Source organism: Rhizobium sp. NZLR1b, assembly GCF_019685155.1.
Taxonomy (GTDB): Bacteria; Pseudomonadota; Alphaproteobacteria; order Rhizobiales; family Rhizobiaceae; genus Rhizobium.
In genome coordinates this window covers 61,726-78,741 of record NZ_JABDWC010000021.1, presented here as the reverse complement: position 1 = coordinate 78,741, position 17,016 = coordinate 61,726, and the positions used below count along the sequence as shown (strand labels likewise).

The window sequence follows — 17,016 nt, the reverse complement described above, 5'->3', positions numbered from 1 at the left end:
CGGTCATCGGCAGCGCCACCTCGACGCCGCCACTGAATCAAACTGGCCCCGCTCCACAAGTCCGTTTATGGGTCCTGAGCCTAATCCAAAAGACATCATGACTGGCGATGCAGCTCAAAACTCAATCTGTCGAGTTCGTCCAAAACCTGTTGGATCCGGGCGCGCGCCTCCCGATCGGCGGCGTCCGTCATTGGCGCGGCGTAATCGGCGCCCTCTTGCCACGGCCCCACAGGATGAAAGCTGAAAGGGCAAGCAGGATGACATTGAGGGGCAAGGCGGACGCTTCGCCGCGGGAGAGATGAAAGATCATCGCAGTGATCTGCAGCAGCACGCAGCCAAGCGCCGCAAGCACGGTCAGACGCGGCTGAATCCGAGTTAGGGCCGGCAGCAACACGCCCACTCCGCCGGCGAAATCGATAATACCCATGAGGCGCAGAAACCATGCGGGAACGTCGCCGGGCCATACCCACATTGCCGCCAGTTGGTCGACCGGCATGAAAAACTTCATACAGCCGAACAGCGTGAAGGCAATAAAGAGAAGCACCTGAGCGGACCATAGCCCGATTAGAAGCAACTTCCCCTGGGGCGCAGGCAAACCAGTCGCGGTGTTGGACATTCGAACCTCCTTGATAAGGGATGACGGCAATCCCGTCGAGCGAACAGATACAGCTGGAAGCTCATCGTGAAAACCGTTATATTTTCGTGAAAATTTATCGACAGGATCGATGAGATATGCAGCCCCACCCGACTTTGGATCAGCTTCAGGTCTTCCTGACCGTGGTGGAGAAAGGCAGTTTTTCAGCCGCGTCCCGCGCCCTCAACCGAACGCAGTCGGTGGTCAGCTATACGATCGCCAATCTCGAGGCGCAGCTCAGGGTGGCGCTTTTCAGCCGCTCCGGCACCAAACGGCCGCAGCTGACGGAAGCCGGAAGGTCGGTGCTCGAGGATGCCCGCCGGTTGCTCGGCGATCTCGATCTGATGCGGGCGCGCGTCCAGGCCCTGAGCGACGGGCTGGAGGCCGAGCTCAATGTGGCGATGAGCGCTATCGTGCCGACGGACATTGTCGTCGACGTGCTGCGTGCCTTCCGCAGTCATTATCCCACCGTCTCCCTGAATGTAACGGTCGGCACATTGGGGATCGTCATAGATGCGGTTAGCAATGCGAGGGCCGTCGTCGGCTTTGGCGGCGCCATGGCGACGAGGAACGATCAGATCGTTTTCGAACGGATCGGCCAGTCGGCGATGATCCCCGTCGCCGCCCCCGACCATCCACTTGCAAAGTTGCGCCGGCCGATGACCCTCGCTGATGTGCGGGACGAAACCCAGCTCGTCGTCTACGACGCTTCGGGCTTGACGAAGGGACGCGATTTCAACGTGTTCTCGCTCAAGACTTGGCGTGTCAGCGACAACGCGACAAAACATCTCTATATCCGCGGCGCATTGGGCTGGGGCGGACTTCCGGCATCCTTGGTTAGAGATGATCTCGCCGATGGCCGTCTCGTCCATCTCCAGTTTCCCATCTTCGACCAGGGTGAGTACCCCATCCACGTGATACGCAATGTCGCAAACCCGCCGGGGCCGGCGGCAAGGTGGCTTACCACCGAACTTCAGGCGCGGCTTTCAGCCACTGACAAAGACGGGGGAGATCAAAAGGGCGTCCATTGAACGAGCCGCACTCAGTTCGATGCGTATCCTTGCGATATCCAAATTTCGCAGGCATGTACAATATGCGCAGGAAACCGTGCGTCGGCTACCCGTTTTTCTACAGGAACTGCAGGAATTAACAGAGGCTTAAGCGCTTTAGCGACATCTCGCACGGGACTATTTTCATAATCCATATGCGGTGTTTCTTTGCGGTCGACTCTTTCACATTCACTTGCCCGGGTCTTCGGAACCCTTCGCAGTCTCGGAAGAGATAGAGGCGGCAACGTCGCGATCGTCGTCGCCCTCACCCTGGTCCCGATGATCATCGCGGTCGGCGCGAGCTTCGACTACATTCGCACCTACAATATCCGACAGAGGATGCAGAGCGATCTTGACACTGCCCTGATTGCCGCTGTCAAAGAGATCGACACCGACGACAGCACCGCCCTCAAACAGAAAGTGTCCGACTGGTTCGGCGCGCAGGTGGAAAGCAGCTATACGCTTGGTGACATCAATATCGATACCAGCAACCATAAGATAACCGCGACGGCAAGCGGCACCGTTCCGACGACGTTGATGAAGATTGCCAACATCAACACCGTTCCCATCAGCGTCGGCAGCGCCGTCAAGGGGCCGGCCACCTCCTACCTCAACGTCTATATCGTCATCGACACGTCGCCTTCGATGCTTCTGGCGGCAACGACTGCAGGTCAGGCGACCATGTATTCCGGGATCGGCTGCCAGTTCGCCTGCCACACGGGCGATTCCCACACTATCGGCAACAAGACATACGCCAACAACTATGAATACAGCACGGCCAAGAACATAAAGCTGCGCGCCGATGTCGCCGGTGACGCCGTCAAGGACGTGCTTGCTTTGGTCGACACGTCCGACAGCAATCATCAACGAATCAAGGTCGGATTATATAGCCTGGGCGATACGCTGACGGAGGTTCTGGCCCCAACGCTGAGCACGGACACCGCGCGCAGCCGCCTCGCGGATTCGAGCTACGGCCTCACCAGCGCGACCTCGAAGGCGGCCACCTATTTCGACGTGTCGCTGGCGACGCTGAAGCAGAAGGTCGGCACCGGAGGGGACGGAACTACCTCAGGCACGCCGCTCAAGCTCGTTCTGCTGTTGACGGATGGCGTCCAGTCGCAGCGCGAATGGGTTACCGACAGCGTCGTATGGAAGAACAACAAGGCTGTATCCGGAGCATACTGGAATAAAGTCGCGCCGCTCAATCCGGACTGGTGCGGTTATCTGAAAAATCAATCCGACACGATGGCCGTGCTTTACACTGAATACCTGCCGCTCACCTCGGATTGGGGTTACAACGCGACCGTCGGCTCGACCATGGCAAGCGCCAACTGGAAGAATACCTGGGGCGGCACCATGCAGAGCGGCGTGTCTACAAGCATCACGAGACGCGACTACATTCCCTATGCGCTCTCGGACTGCGCATCCTCCAAGAGCCTGTTCATTTCAGCAGCGTCATCAGCCGAGATCACGGCAGGTCTGTCGGCGCTCTTCACACAATATCTCTCTTCCGTTCGGCTGACCCAATGAGGCGAAGGGGATTGTTTGTCTTGCTTCGCCGCATCTTGGGTGATCGCGATGGCGTCGCTGCAATTGAATTTGCGATCCTGGCCCTGCCGCTCTTCATCATCATATTTGGCATTATCGAAGTGTCGCTGATGTTCTTCGTCAACGCCACGCTTGACGCTTCGGTGCACAAGATCTCGCGGATGATCCGCACCGGCGAGGTAGCGTCTTCGAAGATCACATTGGCCGATTTCAAAGCCAGAATTTGTAATGACATGCTGCTCTCGTTCAACTGCTCCAGCGATCTCCTGGTCAAGGTGAGCGTGCTTTCCGATCTGTCGTCCGCGACCAGCGGCAATCCAATCGACACCAGCGGCAAGCTCGCCGTCACCGAGACTTACAATATCGGTCAGGGCAGCGACTATATCCTGGTCCAGACCTTCCTGCCCTGGACGGCCGTCGTCAATTTCCTCAGTCTTTCGAGCGCTAAGCTTTCCGACGGCCGCTATCTCATCGGATCTTCCGTGCTGTTTCGTAACGAGCCTTTCTGAGATGATGATAAAGCGGAATCTCTCCTTTTTCCGATGCGTCCTATCCCGCATCCTCCATCTTACGCGCGACCGCAGAGCCGCCTCGGGGGTCGAATTCGCGCTCGTGCTGCCGCTCCTGGTGATGCTGCTGTTCGGCACTGTCGACCTCGGCCATGCGCTCACGGTCAGCCGCAAGATAGACGAAATCGCCTCCACAACGGGCGACATGATCTCGCAGCAGAACACCTGGACGACGTCTGACGTCGCCAAGCTTCTTTCCGGCGCCAGCTTCATCCTCCAACCCTATGACACGACGGGTCTCACGATAACGGTCACCGTCAACGATATCAGCAAGACTGGCAGCGCGACGGTCAACTGGTCTGCCGCATTCAACACCACCGCGCTCAAATCCGGTACCGCGAGCGCGATCGAAATCCCGTCGCAAATCCAGGATCAAGGCGTTCAGGTCGTACTGACGCGGGTGCAATACAAATTGACGACACCCGTCTCGGCGTTCTTTTCAAGCTTTACCGGAATGAACGGCTACAGCTTCGATCAGCATTTCTTCAATCGACCGCGGACCAGCGATACGATCACCTACAAGTAGACCGTAAGTGACGAGGCATGGGTCAGAAGAGTAACGGACGACCGCCGCCGCGGCGCGCCCTCGTTCTGCTGACCACGCTGCGTTCGCATATGTCGTCGCGGCATCCTGAGATCGGCAATGCCCGCAAGATCCCGGCAGCCACTGCAATTCGTAGCACCGGCCTGCTTGACCAGCGGGCCACACCCTTGGATCGGTGCCCCGTCAATGGAAAGGCGCCAGGCGAAGGGATGTTGCCCCGCCGGGACGGCGAGCGAGTCCGGCGGCGTCTCAATCCAATGGCGAATTCACGCATCAAAGCGCGTCGCGATCTTTCATATTCGCTCCTTGCGCTTTAGCTCTTTGTTTTTGCGCATGTCGTTGACGCAAAACCGCTGCACACTTTTGCGCGACATGCTTTAGTCTTGCAGACACTATTGTACATTTTGCTGTTGGCGGTCCCCTGCTTTTGCTAGGACGGTCGGGCCACGGCACCGATCGGACCGGATGCCCTGAAAGAGCGGAGATTTGAGATGCCGGATGAGGTCGTAGTCTATCAGGCGGAAGCCGAGGCTTTAGCGATGCGAGCCTGCCTGGCAGCCGGCGCTCGGGAAGCCACCGCCCGCTCCCTTGTGGGCGCCACCTTGTCCGCCGCGCTTTATGGGCCTTCGACACTCGGATTTCCGCACATGGTGGATTACCTCGACAGCTTCCGCGAGGGCCGCATCAACTGCGATCCTGCGCCGACCTGCGAGCGTCCCTATCCCGCCTTCTTCGTCGCCAATGCCGATCAGGGCATCGCCCAACTCGGTTTCGATCTTGCGTTCGACGATCTCACGGCCGCGGTGCGCAATTTCGGGCTCGCCGTCTTCACACAGACGAACAGCTATACGGCAGGAGAACTCGGCTATTATGTTCGCAGGCTCGCCGGCGAAGGGATTGTCGGCATCGCCGCAACCAACGCCAATGCCATGGTGGTCGCCAAAGCAGGCGGCCCGGCTGTCTACAGCACGAACCCGCTGGCCTTCGGCTTTCCGCTTGGAGAAGGGTCGCTGCCTCTCATCATCGATCAGGCCTCCAGCGCCACCGCCTATGTCAATATCGTCGCAGCAGCAGCCGAGGGGCGCAGCATCCCGGAAGGATGGGCCGTCGACAAAGCGGGAATGAACACCTCCGATGCCGCAAAAGCGCTCGGCGGAGCCCTGCTTCCCTTCGGCGGGCGCAAGGGCGCCAATGTGGCGCTGATGGTGGAAATGCTGTCGGCCGGCCTGTCCGGCGGCCCCTGGTCATTGGACACGCCGTCTTTCAGAGAGGGGAGCGCCAGCCCCGCAGTGGGCTTGACGGTCGTGGCGATGATGCCCGGGCGCCCTGATGATGGCCTTGTCGAACGTGCACGTCGCCAGGCAGCCCGCCTCCAAGAGCACGGCGTGTTCGTGCCTGGCGTCAGCGGCATCGAACATCCCAGGCCAGGGTCGGAAGGGCTGAAAATGCCGCGCGCGGTATTCGAAGCCATCGTGAAGATTGCGGGCGCCTGACGGGTCCCCGTCGATCATGAACTGCCGCACAGCGGGGCTTTTTTCGGGGAGATGTTCGAGGAACGATCCGGATGCAAAGCCGATCGGCACTTTCACGCCACGGCTTGTGCGCCGGTAATTTCCACGAGCGAGCCGCACATGAATGCCGCCTCGTCGGAGGCGAGGAATGCGACGAGGGCCGCGACCTCCTCCGGCCTGCCGATGCGACCGTAGGGAACGAGCTTGTCAAGATCGGCGATCGTCCGGCCCGAGCGGGTGACGCCGGCCTCCAGCATCGGCGTGTGGATTTCGCCAGGACAGACGGCATTGACCCGCACTTTGTCGGGCGCGTAGTCCCTGGCGAGATTCTGGGTGAAGGCGGCGACCGCCGCCTTCGTCGTGTTATAGGCAATGTGGTTCGGCGCGGGATGGAGCCCCCATTGCGAGCCCGTGTTGACGATCGCACCGCCACCGCCCGCGATCATATGCGGCAGGGCCGCGCGGCAGAGATGGAACATCGAATCCAGATTGACCGCGAAACTCGTCTGCCAATCTTCATCCGACAGAGAGAGCAGGTTGCCGCGCCGGTTGATACCGGCATTGTTGACCAGCACGTCGAGCCGCCCCTTGATGGCAAAGGCTTTCTCGACCAACTCGACGCATTCCGGCTTGCGGGAGATGTCGGCCGCAATGGCGGTCGCCGATCCGCCTGCCGCCTCGATGAGCGCGGCGACTTCGCCTGCGGCCTGGGCGTTGGCATCCGTCACCACCACCAGAGCGCCTTCATCGGCGAGCCTCCTTGAGATGGCCGACCCGATGCCGCCTCCGCCGCCTGTCACGACCGCGACCTTGCCCGAAAATCTCTTCATGTCACTCTCCTACCTGATATAGCTGCCGCCGTTGACATCGAAGGTCGCTCCATTGACCGACGCCTGCGAAGGGCGGAGCAGGAACGCCACCAGCTCGGCGATCTCGGCTGTCTCTGCCATCTCGCCGATCGGGATGTCGCCGACAACAGCGTCCTTTCCGTGTTTCGCCACGAACTCTTCGGCCATGTCGGTGCGCACCCAGCCCGGCGCAATGGAGACGGCGACGACCCCATCGCGCCCGAAGCTGCGCGCGATCGATTTTGTGAGATTGATGAGCGCGGCCTTGGTCGCGCCGTAGGGCATGGCGTCGGCGGCGTAACCGCGCTGTCCGGCGCGGCTGGCCATATTGACGATCCGCCCGCCGCCCTGTTGTTTGAAATACATGATGGCCTCCTTGCAGAGGTCCGCCGCTGCGAAGAAATTCACCTGAAATTCTTTCTGCCAGGCGGCCCGCCAATCGGACGGATCGGCGTCGATCGAAATCTCGTTGCGGATGCCGGCATTGTTGACGACGGCATGAATGCGCCCCGCCGCCGCGAGCGCGTCGCGCCATAGCGCGAAGGCGCCGTCCAGGCTGGAGAGGTCGGCCTGGACGATCAGGCCGTTGCCACCGAGCTTGCGGAGCAGGGCTTGCGCCCTCTCTTTGTCACGCCCGCAATGGATGACGGGGCGCGCGCCTTCGGCAGACAGGCGCTCGACGATGGCGGCGCCGATCCCGCCCGATGCTCCGGTGACGAGGACCGTCTGGCCGGCCAGGGATTGAACGTGGGACATCGTGACTCCTAACCGAGCAGGTCGACCCGGGGGCCCCAGGTGTCGGACAGGGCAAATCCTGCGGCGAAGGGATCGTCGTCGGAGATACGCAGCTGTTCCCGGCCATAGATATATGCTTGGCCGGTTATTCTCGGCAGCACGGCGCGGCGGCCGCCCACCTCGGTTTCGCCGATCGCCTCTGCCAGGAACTCGCCGCCGATGATCGACCGCGACGTCCTCGCATCTCCAACGGAGACCTCGCCGCGGGCATAGAGCGTTGCCAGGTTCGCCGAACTGCCGGTTCCACAGGGCGAGCGGTCGACGCGGCCCGGCTGCAGCGTCGTGCAGGTCCTCACCGCGCCATCGGCTTCACGGCCGCGGAACATCACGTAAGCGATCTCGTCGACGCCGCTCAGGACGGGATGAGCGACCGAGACCTGGCCAGCCAGAAGCGCCTTGAGCTCGATACCGGCTTCCGCCAGCAGTCGGGCATTGACAGGCGCAATATCGAGGCCGAGCTGGTCGACGTCGACCAGCGCATAATAGACGCCGCCGAAAGCGACATCGATCTTGATGCGCCCCCATTTCGGCGTCTCCACTTCCCGGTCCAGCGCTTCCGCGAAGCTGGGCACGTTGTCGAGGCTGACGGACAGGCATCTGTTGTCACGGCAGATGGCACGCGCGACGATGAGACCGGCCGGCGTATCGAGGCGGACGATCGTCTCCGGCTCCGACATCGGCAGCCGCCCGCTCTCGAGAAGGGCGGTGACCACGCAGATGCAGTTGCTGCCGGACATCGGATGAGCGCGGTCGGCCTGCAGCACGATGAAGCCGGCGTCGGCATCGGCGCGCGTCGGCGCGACCAGCAGGTTCACCGACATGGCGACATTGGCGCGCGGCTCGAAGGTGACGAAGCGGCGCAGGCTGTCGTTGACCGTGTTGATATGGTTCATTTTATCGAGCATCGTCGCACCCGGTATCTCGGGCGCGCCTGAGACGATGACCTTGCCGATCTCACCCTGGCAGTGGACCTGCAGCAAGTCGAGGCTGCGGTCCCAGTTCATTCGGCCGCCTCCGGCTTGATGTACCAGCCCCAGGGATCTTCGCTGGCGAAGCGGGTGATCTGCTTGGTCTCGAGATAGTTGTCGAGACCCCAGCGGCCGAGTTCGCGGCCGATGCCGGATTCCTTGTAGCCGCCCCAGGGCGCCTCGGTGAAGGTCGGCTGCGAGCAGTTGATCCAGACGATGCCGGCGCGGAAGGCGGCCGCGACGCGCTCAGCCCGAATGTCGTCCTTCGACATCACCGCGGCTGCAAGGCCGAAGCGGGTATCATTGGCGAGCTCGATCGCCTCCTCCTCGGTCTTGAACGGCCTTATGCAGACGACGGGCCCGAAGATTTCCTCCACCCAGGCGGCGCTGTCGAGCGGAACGTCCGTCAGAACGGTCGGCTGGAGATAGTAGCCCCTGTCGAACCCTTCGGGACGGGCTCCACCACAGGCAACCGTCGCGCCTGCCTGCCGGGCCGCTTCGATCGCCGCAACGACCTGCTCGTGCTGGCGCTCGGAAACCAGCGGCCCCAGCAGAACGCCCGCGTCCAGGCCGTTGCCGATCTTGATCTTGGTCGTTTCCTCGATGAGACGCGCAAGCAACCGCTCGTAGACGGTGTCCTGCACCAGGACTCTAGACGTCGCGGAGCAGACCTGGCCCTGGTTCCAGAAGATGCCGAACATGATCCACTCGGCGGCCTTGTCGATATCGGCGTCCTCGAAGACGACGAAGGGCGACTTTCCGCCGAGTTCGAGGCTGACGCGCTTGATGTCGCGAGCGGCTGCCGCCATGATTTTCGAGCCGACCGGCCCGGAGCCGGTAAAGGCCAGCTTGTCCACCTCCTTGTGATCGATGATCGCCTGTCCGGCGACCGACCCCGCTCCCGTAACGATGTTGAGCACGCCCGGCGGCAACCCGGCTTCGTCGGCGACCGCCGCCAGTTCGAGCGCCGTCAGCGACGTCAATTCGGCAGGCTTCAGCACCATGGTGCAGCCGGCGGCCAGTGCCGGCGCAACCTTCCACGCCGCCATCAGCAGCGGATAGTTCCAGGGAATGATCGCGCCGGCGACGCCCAGCGGCTCGCGGACCGCCTTGGAGGTAAAGCGCTGATCGGGAAGCGCGATCGCCTCCTCGGGATTGTTGTCGAGCTGTTCGGCGAGCCCCGCATAGAAATCGAAGCAGCCCGCCGCGTCGGCAACGTCCCAATCGGCCTCGGGGAACGGCTTGCCATTATCGAGAACTTCGAGGTGTGCGATCTCGGCCTGATGGGCACGGATGCCATCGGCGATCGCGCGGAGATACCGCGCGCGCTGGGCACCCGTCAGCTTCGGCCAGCCGTCCTTGTCGAAGGCTCGGCGAGCTGCCTTGACGGCAAGATCGACGTCCTCGGCCGTTGCGGCGCCGATCGTCTGGATCACCTCTTCCGTTGCAGGGTTGGTCACCGTGCAGGTACCGCCCTTGATCGGCTTCACCCACTGTCCGTCGATATAGAGTTCGCTTCGCATGTTCACTCCCTTGCTTTCGTAGGTGTCAACCGCCCTAGAAGCGGTCGATACGGTAGGGTCTCATGTCCACGGGCGGCTGCGCGCCCGTAACAAGATCGGCCATCAGGCGGCCGGTCGTGGCTGCATAGGTGAGACCGAGATGTCCATGGCCGGTGGCGTACCAGACGTTGCGGCGCTTGGCGGACGGCCCCATGACCGGCACGGTGTCGGGCAGCGCCGGGCGATGCCCCATCCATTCCGTCGTCTCCACCGCCTTCAGCTCAGGCAGCGCCTCTTGGGCTCGCTTCACCAGGATCTTTGCACGCCGATAATCCGGCGGAGCATCGAGGCCGGCCATTTCGACCGTACCGCCGACGCGGATGCCGCCTGCCGTCGGCGTAACCATGAAAGCGCGCGCCGGCCAGATGATCGAATGGCGCATCGAAATACCAGGCTCCATGATCTGCGTGTGATAGCCGCGTTCGGTTTCGAGCGGGATATGTTCCCGCAGCAGCGCGGAAAGCCGGGCAGTGAAGGCGCCGGCCGCAAGCACCACCGCGTTCGCGGCAAAGATCTGCCCATCTGCCAGGCGGACCGCGGAAACGCCGGCCTCGTTTTGCTCGAAATCGACGACATCACCCTGAACGATCCTGCCGCCGAGCGCCTGGAATTTTTCAGTCAGCGCGGTGACGAGCTTGTACGGATCGGTGATCGACCGGTTGTCGGGAAAAAGGACCGCCTTGCCGATCGTGGTCGTCAAAGCCGGCTCGAGATCGCGGATGGCATTGCCGCCAAGGATTTCGTGCCGGAAGCCGAAGCGCTCCAGGATATCGATATGTTCCCGGTCCGTCTGGAACTCGGCCTCGTCGGCATAGAGGCTGAGGCACCCCTCGGCCGTCAGCATGTGCGTGAGGCCCGTCTCCTTCAGCAACACGTCCAGATCTTCGTGGACGCGCCGGCAGAGCACGGCGCCGGCCGCCTCCAATTCCCTCAGCTTCGAGGGACGGCTCGCAGCGAGGAACATGAGGAACCAGGGCACCAGTTTCGGCAGATAGCCGGGCCGGATGCGCACAGGACCTTCCGGATCGAGCAGCCATTTGGGCATCTGCGCCCAGATGCCGGGGCGCGAGGCCGGCATGAATTCGGTGACGGCGATGCTCGCCATATTGCCATAGGAGGCGCCTCGACCCGGCGCCGCCTTGTCGAGCAAGGTGACGTTGTTTCCCCGGCGCTGCAGTTCATAGGCGATGGTGGCGCCGATAATGCCGGCGCCGACGACCACAATGGATGACACGGTGAACCTCGCAAATTCAGAGATCCTCGGGGCGGCTCGGCCACCCCGACCTGTTCTTATTACCAGTTGAGGATCGGTTGCATCGCCGCCTTGAACTCGGCCTTTTCCTCCACCGTCAGTTCGCCGAGTGGTGCGCGGCACGCACCCACGGGCAAGCCCTGAAGCTCGCAGCCGTACTTGATCTTCTGCACGAACTTGCCGCTCTCGAGAATATTCATCGCCCGGTAGAGCGTTTTCATCTGCTGGCGCGCCTTGTCCAGATCGCCGGATCTGAACGTGCGGTCGAGATCGCAGCAGGCCTTGGCCATGCAGTTGGACGGACCGCAGATCCAGCTTTCCGCGCCCCAGAACATGAAATCGAGCGCGATATCGTCGGAGCCGCTGACGAGCTGGATCTTGCCCTCATAGCGACTGGCGATGTCGATCGCGCGCTGCAATACCCCAGAGCTTTCCTTGATCCCGATCACATGCGCATTATCGGCAAAATGATCCATCAGCTCGAAACTGATGTCCGAGCCATCCTTGGCCGGATAGGAATAAAGGACGAGGCTCACATCGACGGCACGGAGCACGGCTTCGTAGTGCTTGATGAGCTCTGCCTGGGTCGGACGGGTATAAAATGGCGGCGCCAGCAGCACCGTGTCATAGCCGATATCCTTGGCCATCGCCGTCTGCTCGATCACCTCGCGGGTGGCGGGCGCGTTGGTGCCGGCGATCAGAATTTCGCCCGGTTTGGCAAATTCCTTGACGAACTGCAGCACGTCACGGCGCTCTTCCTTGGATTGGCTGAAATACTCGCCGGTCGACCCGTTTGGAACCCAACCGGTGACGCCTGCCTCACGCAGATGTGCCAGGAGCTTTTCGAATGCCTTGAAGTCGATCTTGTTGTACGCGTCGAAGGGAGTGATGAGCGCGGGCATGACGCCGGAAAGTTTCATGGGATTCTCCTGTCTGGGAACGACATTGTTAGATTGCGAGCTTCTTGAGAATGCGTCCCTCGATGAGGGAGACGGCCCGCGTGAGTGGGAAGGCGATGATGAAGTAGATCAGGGCGACGATCGTCAGCACCTCGACGGGACGGGCGGTGTTGTTGGAGATGTTCTGGCCGACGAACATCAGATCGGCCATCCCCACCGCCGAGACGAGCGCGCTCTCCTTGAAAAGGCTGACGCAGTTCGACAGCAGCGTCGGAATTGCCCGCAGCACCGCTTGGGGTAGCACGACGTTCAGGACCTGGGCCCTGCGCGGCAGGCCGAGAGCGACGCAGGCGTCCAGCTGTTCCCGGCCGATGGACTTGAGGCTGGCCCGGAAGGTTTCGCTGGCAATCGCTCCCATGTAGAGCGTGAGCGCGATGACGCCCGATACCAAGTTCGAAAGCTCGACGCCGAGGATGAGCGGCAGGCAGAAAAATATCCAGAAGAGCTGGATGAGGACCGGCGTGCCGCGGAAGAATTCGACGTACAGGCTCGAGACCGCGCGAAGTACGAGGTTGCGCGACGTTCGGGCAAGGCCGACGAGGAAGCCGAGGGAGCATCCGAGCACGACGCAGATGACCGTGAGCTTGATCGTCATCCATAGGCCGAGCAGGAGTGCGTTTTCGAAGCGCAGCAGGATCGAGAAGTCGAGTGTCATTCTGGCCTCCTAGCTGACGAGGATCTGGCGGCGGCGTTCGAGCAGGCCGACGATCTGGGTTATCGGGAAGGAGACAGTGAAATAGATGAGGGCGACGACGGTGAAGGTCTCGATCGGACGATAAGTCTCCGTCGCCAGCGTTTTGCCCTGGTACATCAGGTCCTGGATCGCCACGATCGCGACCAGCGCGCTCTGCTGGAAGATGACGATGCCGTTGGTCAAAAGCACCGGGATCGAGGCGCGGAACGCCGTCGGAAACACGATGTAAAGCACCCGTTGCAGCGGATTGAGACCGAGCGCGATGCCGGCGTCGAGCTGCTCGCGCGGAACCGCCTGGATGGATGCCCGGTAGGCCTCGGCGTTGAACGCCATCAGGTTGAGACCGAGCGCCATGATGCCCATCGTCATCGGATCGAGGAAGACGTCGAACAGCATCGGTACGCAGTAGAATATCCAGACGATCTGAACGATGGCCGGCGTGCAGCGGAAGAATTCGACGAAAAGCATGAACGGCAGCCGCACGACCTTGATCGGGCTCATGATCAGCAGGGCCAGTCCGAAGCCCAGAACGATGCCGATGACGTTTGCCGCGGCCGTCAATTGCAGTGAAACCCACAGCCCCTGCAGAAGCGGAGCGATGGAGACTGCGTTGAAGTCGAACGTGTAGTTCACTTGTGCCTCCCTACTTCTTGATGGGCCTACTTCTTGATGGGCCTACTGCTTGATATGGAAAACGCGGTCGATGAATTCCTTCGTACGCTCCTCGCGCGGGGCGGCGAGCACCTGCTCGGGAGGACCGTCCTCGACGACCACGCCGCCGGCGCAGAAGATGACGCGCGAGGCGATGTTCTTGGCGAACCACATGTCGTGGGTCACGATCATCATCGGCATGTTCTGGGCGGCGAGTTGCAGGATGACCTGCTCCACCTCGCTGACGAGCTCCGGGTCGAGAGCCGACGTGACTTCGTCGAAAAGCATCAGTTTCGGGTCGAGCATGAGCGCGCGGGCAATAGCGACGCGCTGTTTCTGGCCACCGGAAAGCTGGGCCGGATAGGCATTGGATTTGGCTGCGAGCCCGAACCGCTCGAGCAGCGCCTGCGCGCGGGCCGTGGCCTTCGCCTTGGCTTCTCCGCGCACCTTGCAGGGAGCAAGAATCAGGTTCTGAATGACGTTCAGATGCGGAAACAGCGTGTAGTGCTGGAACACCATGCCGATCGAACGGCGGACATCGGTGTCGATCTGGGTCTTCCGGCCTGCGCTATCGGATGAAATATATGCACTCCCATCGAAGCTGACTGACCCGCTGTCGATCTGCTCCAGCCCCATCATCACGCGCAGCAGCGTGCTTTTGCCGCCGCCGCTGGGCCCGATGACGACGACACGTTCGCCGGGCTTCATTTCGATGTCGATGCCTTTCAGCACCTGAATGGCTCCGTTTCCATAGCTTTTGTGGAGCGCCTGCATTTTCACGAGGGGAAGGCTGAAAGACGTGGTCATGGCCAATCTCCGATGATCGAAGCTGGAAGGGCCGGCGCGATCTTCGCACCGGCCCGGCGAGGTTACTTTGCGCCCTTGAGCACGTCGTCGACCGCCTTGCGGATCAGTTCATCGACATGGCCGGTGGCGACCCTCTCTTCGAGGAAGATATTGATCACTTCGACGTCGGCGGCCGAAAGCTGATGCGGCAGGCCGAAAGCAACGCCCTGCTTGGCGAGTGCCGGCGTCGGGTTGAGCGCCAGCGCCCAATCCGGGTTCGATTGCGTGAAGAGCTGGTTGGTGTCGGAAGCGTCGACCAGGATATCGGCGCGCTTCGAGCTCACTGCCAGGCGGGTTTCGTCGTTGCCGGGAAGACGCATGACCGTGGCATTCTTCACCGCCGCGGAGATGGCTTTGTCCTGCGCCGTGCCGGACATGACCGCGAGCGTCACGCCCGCCTTGTCGATATCGGCCACCGAGGCGGCGCCGGCCGGAATTTTCGGATTGTTTTTGTTATAGGCGAGCGAGATCTGGTACTCCATCGCCGGGATCGAAAACTGCACAGCCATGGCACGCGCCGAGGTCCGGTTGAGCGCCAGTGACAGATCCCATTTGCCCGCCTGCAGGCCGGCAACGATGTTGTCCCAGGTCGTATCGACGAATTCAGGCTTCACCTTAAGGACGTCGGCAAATTCCTTGCAGAGATCGGCAAAGAAGCCGGAATATTCGCCGGTTGCCGGATCGCGCATGACATAGGGCGGCGCCACTGCCGCGCCGCAGCGCAGCACACCCGCCTTCTGCACGCCCTGCCAATATCCTTCGGCGGTCTCAGCATGTGCGGCGGTTGCGCAAAGACCGCCCATCAGGGCGAGCGCGGGCAGCGCCCGCAAGGCGGACGTCATCAGTTTCGAAAGCATCGGGCATTCCTCTTTTGCTGTGCGCGAAGCGCGCGGTTCCACTCGTCGGCTGCAGCCGTTTCTCTTATTTTCTTGTCGGCTTCGTGTCGACTGTGAATAATATGTCAACAGCATGTCGACAAAGTCAAGCGGAAAAATTCCATTGCCGACACGCTGATTTTCTGGCCCAATGGGACCTGCGTTTGGAGAAAGGGACTTGAGTGTCTGATGAATCGGAAGTGAAACGAATCCGTGGGACTGGCTGGAAGAGCGTCTACGAGACGCTCCGCAACGAGATCCTGTCGCTCGCTCTGCCGCCCGGTCAGCTCCTCGACGAGATGACGCTCGCCGAACGCTTCGACATGTCGCGCTCGCCGGTGCGCGAAGCCCTGATCCGGCTCGGCGGCGACGAACTGGTCGTGACGCTTTCCAACCGCAGCACGATTGTTGCGCCGATCGAAGTGGCGACCTTTCCCAAATATGTGGAGGCGCTCGATATCGCGCAGCGCATGAATACGCGGCTTGCCGCCGCACTCAGGACGGAAACCGACCTGAAGACTATCACCAAGCGGCTGAAAACCTTCGAGGCGGCAGTCAAAACCGGCAATCACCTGGCCATGTCGGAAGCCAACAAGGAGTTCCACATGGCCATCGCCCATGCCGGAAAAAATCAGTATCTCGCCTCGTTCTACGAGAAGCTGCTGTCGCAGGGACAGCGCATGCTCCACCTGCATTTCGAATATCTGGAGCGGACCCATGAGGGCTATCTCTTGACCGACGAGCACTCGCTGATGCTCGATGCCATCAAGGACAAGAACGTCGATCTCGCCGATGAGCTCGCTCACGCCCATACACGCCAGTTCCAGGACAATTTCATCAACTTCATGCGCGAGAACTACACGACGGATGTCGCGCTGGGACCGTTGCGGGCTGCGGAGTAATTAGATGAAGATCGACAGAATCGGATTTGTCGGCACCGGCGCCATCACCGAAGCGATGGTTCGTGGGCTACTGGCCGAACCGGCCTATGCCGCCGAGATTCACGTTTCGCCACGAAGCGCCCATATCGCCGAGGGCCTGGCGGCCGAATTCGCCGCCGTGACGATCGCCCGCGACAATCAGGATGTCGTCGCGCGCAGCGACATGGTGTTTCTGGCGATACGGCCGCAGATCGCCGAGGAGGTCGTGCGGGAACTTTCGTTCAGGAATGGCCAGATGGTCGTCAGCCTCGTCGCGGCGACGGAGCGCCAAGCCCTGCTCGAATGGATCGGCGCCGATGTCAGCCTCCTGCAGGCGATACCCCTGCCCTTCGTCGCACACCGGCAAGGTGTGACCGCCGTCTATCCCCCGGATGCCACGGTTGCGGCGCTGTTTGACACGCTCGGAACGGCCGTCCAATGCCAGTCCAGGAAGGAATATGATCTCCTCGCAGCCGCAAGCGCCGTCATGTCGACCTACTTCGGCATCATGGAATCGGTTGCCGGCTGGCTGGAAAAAAGCGGGCTCGAAAGGGCGAAGGGACAGGCCTACATAGCCCCGCTCTTCGCAGGCCTGGCGCAGAAGGCGAGCGGAGCCGGCGCCGAGCCGTTCAGTGCGCTGAGCCGCGAATTCGCCACCAGGGGAGGACTGAACGAGCAGGTTCTTTCCGACTTCGACAAGAAGGGCGGCGTTGCCGCACTTACCGCAGCACTCGACGGGGTGCTCGCCCGCATCGAGGGCAAAGGCTAGAGCATGATGCCGAAAGGTTTAA

Annotated in this window: 18 protein-coding genes; 7 read left to right on the top strand and 11 right to left on the bottom strand. The window is 61.6% G+C overall.

All coding sequences use genetic code 11. From position 1 onward, the window contains the following. Nucleotides 1-187: 187 nt before the first annotated feature. Nucleotides 188-616: a DoxX family protein gene (locus HJB84_RS25210; protein ID WP_207584566.1), complete on the bottom strand. Its 429-nt coding sequence runs from the start codon at nt 614-616 to the stop codon at nt 188-190. 116 nt (nt 617-732) lie between these two features. On the opposite strand from HJB84_RS25210, the gene HJB84_RS25205 reads away from it, so the two are divergent. From HJB84_RS25205 to HJB84_RS25185, 5 genes are all read left to right on the top strand, one after another. Continuing rightward, nucleotides 733-1,665 (top strand): LysR family transcriptional regulator, encoded by a 933-nt coding sequence (locus HJB84_RS25205; RefSeq protein ID WP_221117212.1) that lies wholly within the window; start codon nt 733-735, stop codon nt 1,663-1,665. 186 nt (nt 1,666-1,851) lie between these two features. Then, the gene (locus HJB84_RS25200; protein ID WP_207584564.1) at nt 1,852-3,213 is read left to right on the top strand and encodes a TadE/TadG family type IV pilus assembly protein; all 1,362 of its coding nucleotides are present in this window, start codon (nt 1,852-1,854) and stop codon (nt 3,211-3,213) included. After that, complete coding sequence (locus HJB84_RS25195) at nt 3,210-3,740, top strand: TadE/TadG family type IV pilus assembly protein (RefSeq protein ID WP_207584563.1); 531 nt, start codon at nt 3,210-3,212, stop codon at nt 3,738-3,740. Before HJB84_RS25200 ends, HJB84_RS25195 begins: the two co-directional genes overlap by 4 nt. 1 nt (nt 3,741) lies before the next feature. Beyond that, nucleotides 3,742-4,326 (top strand): TadE/TadG family type IV pilus assembly protein, encoded by a 585-nt coding sequence (locus HJB84_RS25190; RefSeq protein ID WP_207584562.1) that lies wholly within the window; start codon nt 3,742-3,744, stop codon nt 4,324-4,326. Between the two features lie 509 nt (nt 4,327-4,835). Continuing rightward, nucleotides 4,836-5,837 carry an Ldh family oxidoreductase gene (locus tag HJB84_RS25185; RefSeq protein ID WP_221117211.1) on the top strand — a complete coding sequence of 334 codons (1,002 nt, stop codon included), beginning with the start codon at nt 4,836-4,838 and terminating at the stop codon, nt 5,835-5,837. Nucleotides 5,838-5,929: 92 nt separating this feature from the next. Here the strand turns inward: HJB84_RS25185 and HJB84_RS25180 are convergent, their stop codons facing one another. The 10 genes from HJB84_RS25180 to HJB84_RS25135 form a co-directional block, all read right to left on the bottom strand. Continuing rightward, a complete protein-coding gene (locus tag HJB84_RS25180; RefSeq protein ID WP_221117210.1) occupies nt 5,930-6,685 on the bottom strand; it encodes an SDR family NAD(P)-dependent oxidoreductase in 756 nt (251 codons plus the stop codon). Nucleotides 6,686-6,694: 9 nt separating this feature from the next. After that, complete coding sequence (locus HJB84_RS25175; protein ID WP_221117209.1) at nt 6,695-7,459, bottom strand: SDR family NAD(P)-dependent oxidoreductase; 765 nt, start codon at nt 7,457-7,459, stop codon at nt 6,695-6,697. A gap of 8 nt (nt 7,460-7,467) precedes the next feature. Then, nucleotides 7,468-8,502, bottom strand: coding sequence for a proline racemase family protein (locus HJB84_RS25170; RefSeq protein WP_221117208.1), 1,035 nt, complete (start codon nt 8,500-8,502; stop codon nt 7,468-7,470). Further along, nucleotides 8,499-9,989, bottom strand: coding sequence for an aldehyde dehydrogenase family protein (locus HJB84_RS25165; RefSeq protein WP_207584557.1), 1,491 nt, complete (start codon nt 9,987-9,989; stop codon nt 8,499-8,501). Before HJB84_RS25165 ends, HJB84_RS25170 begins: the two co-directional genes overlap by 4 nt. Nucleotides 9,990-10,023: 34 nt before the next feature. Beyond that, nucleotides 10,024-11,262, bottom strand: coding sequence for an FAD-binding oxidoreductase (locus HJB84_RS25160; RefSeq protein ID WP_221117207.1), 1,239 nt, complete (start codon nt 11,260-11,262; stop codon nt 10,024-10,026). Nucleotides 11,263-11,321: 59 nt separating this feature from the next. Next, nucleotides 11,322-12,200 (bottom strand): dihydrodipicolinate synthase family protein, encoded by an 879-nt coding sequence (locus HJB84_RS25155; protein ID WP_207584555.1) that lies wholly within the window; start codon nt 12,198-12,200, stop codon nt 11,322-11,324. A 28-nt stretch (nt 12,201-12,228) separates the two neighbouring features. After that, on the bottom strand, nt 12,229-12,894 hold the full coding sequence (locus tag HJB84_RS25150; protein ID WP_207584554.1) for an amino acid ABC transporter permease: 666 nt from the start codon (nt 12,892-12,894) through the stop codon (nt 12,229-12,231). A 9-nt stretch (nt 12,895-12,903) separates the two neighbouring features. Beyond that, a complete protein-coding gene (locus HJB84_RS25145; RefSeq protein ID WP_207584553.1) occupies nt 12,904-13,566 on the bottom strand; it encodes an amino acid ABC transporter permease in 663 nt (220 codons plus the stop codon). Between the two features lie 42 nt (nt 13,567-13,608). Beyond that, nucleotides 13,609-14,391: an amino acid ABC transporter ATP-binding protein gene (locus tag HJB84_RS25140; RefSeq protein ID WP_207584552.1), complete on the bottom strand. Its 783-nt coding sequence runs from the start codon at nt 14,389-14,391 to the stop codon at nt 13,609-13,611. A gap of 62 nt (nt 14,392-14,453) precedes the next feature. After that, nucleotides 14,454-15,287 carry an ABC transporter substrate-binding protein gene (locus tag HJB84_RS25135; protein WP_207584551.1) on the bottom strand — a complete coding sequence of 278 codons (834 nt, stop codon included), beginning with the start codon at nt 15,285-15,287 and terminating at the stop codon, nt 14,454-14,456. A gap of 200 nt (nt 15,288-15,487) precedes the next feature. Between HJB84_RS25135 and HJB84_RS25130 the strand changes: the two genes are divergently transcribed. Further along, nucleotides 15,488-16,207, top strand: coding sequence for a GntR family transcriptional regulator (locus tag HJB84_RS25130; RefSeq protein WP_207584550.1), 720 nt, complete (start codon nt 15,488-15,490; stop codon nt 16,205-16,207). Nucleotides 16,208-16,211: 4 nt separating this feature from the next. Beyond that, entirely contained in the window at nt 16,212-16,994 is a 783-nt protein-coding gene (locus HJB84_RS25125) for a pyrroline-5-carboxylate reductase (RefSeq protein ID WP_221117206.1), read from the top strand. The last annotated feature ends 22 nt before the right edge of the window (nt 16,995-17,016 follow it).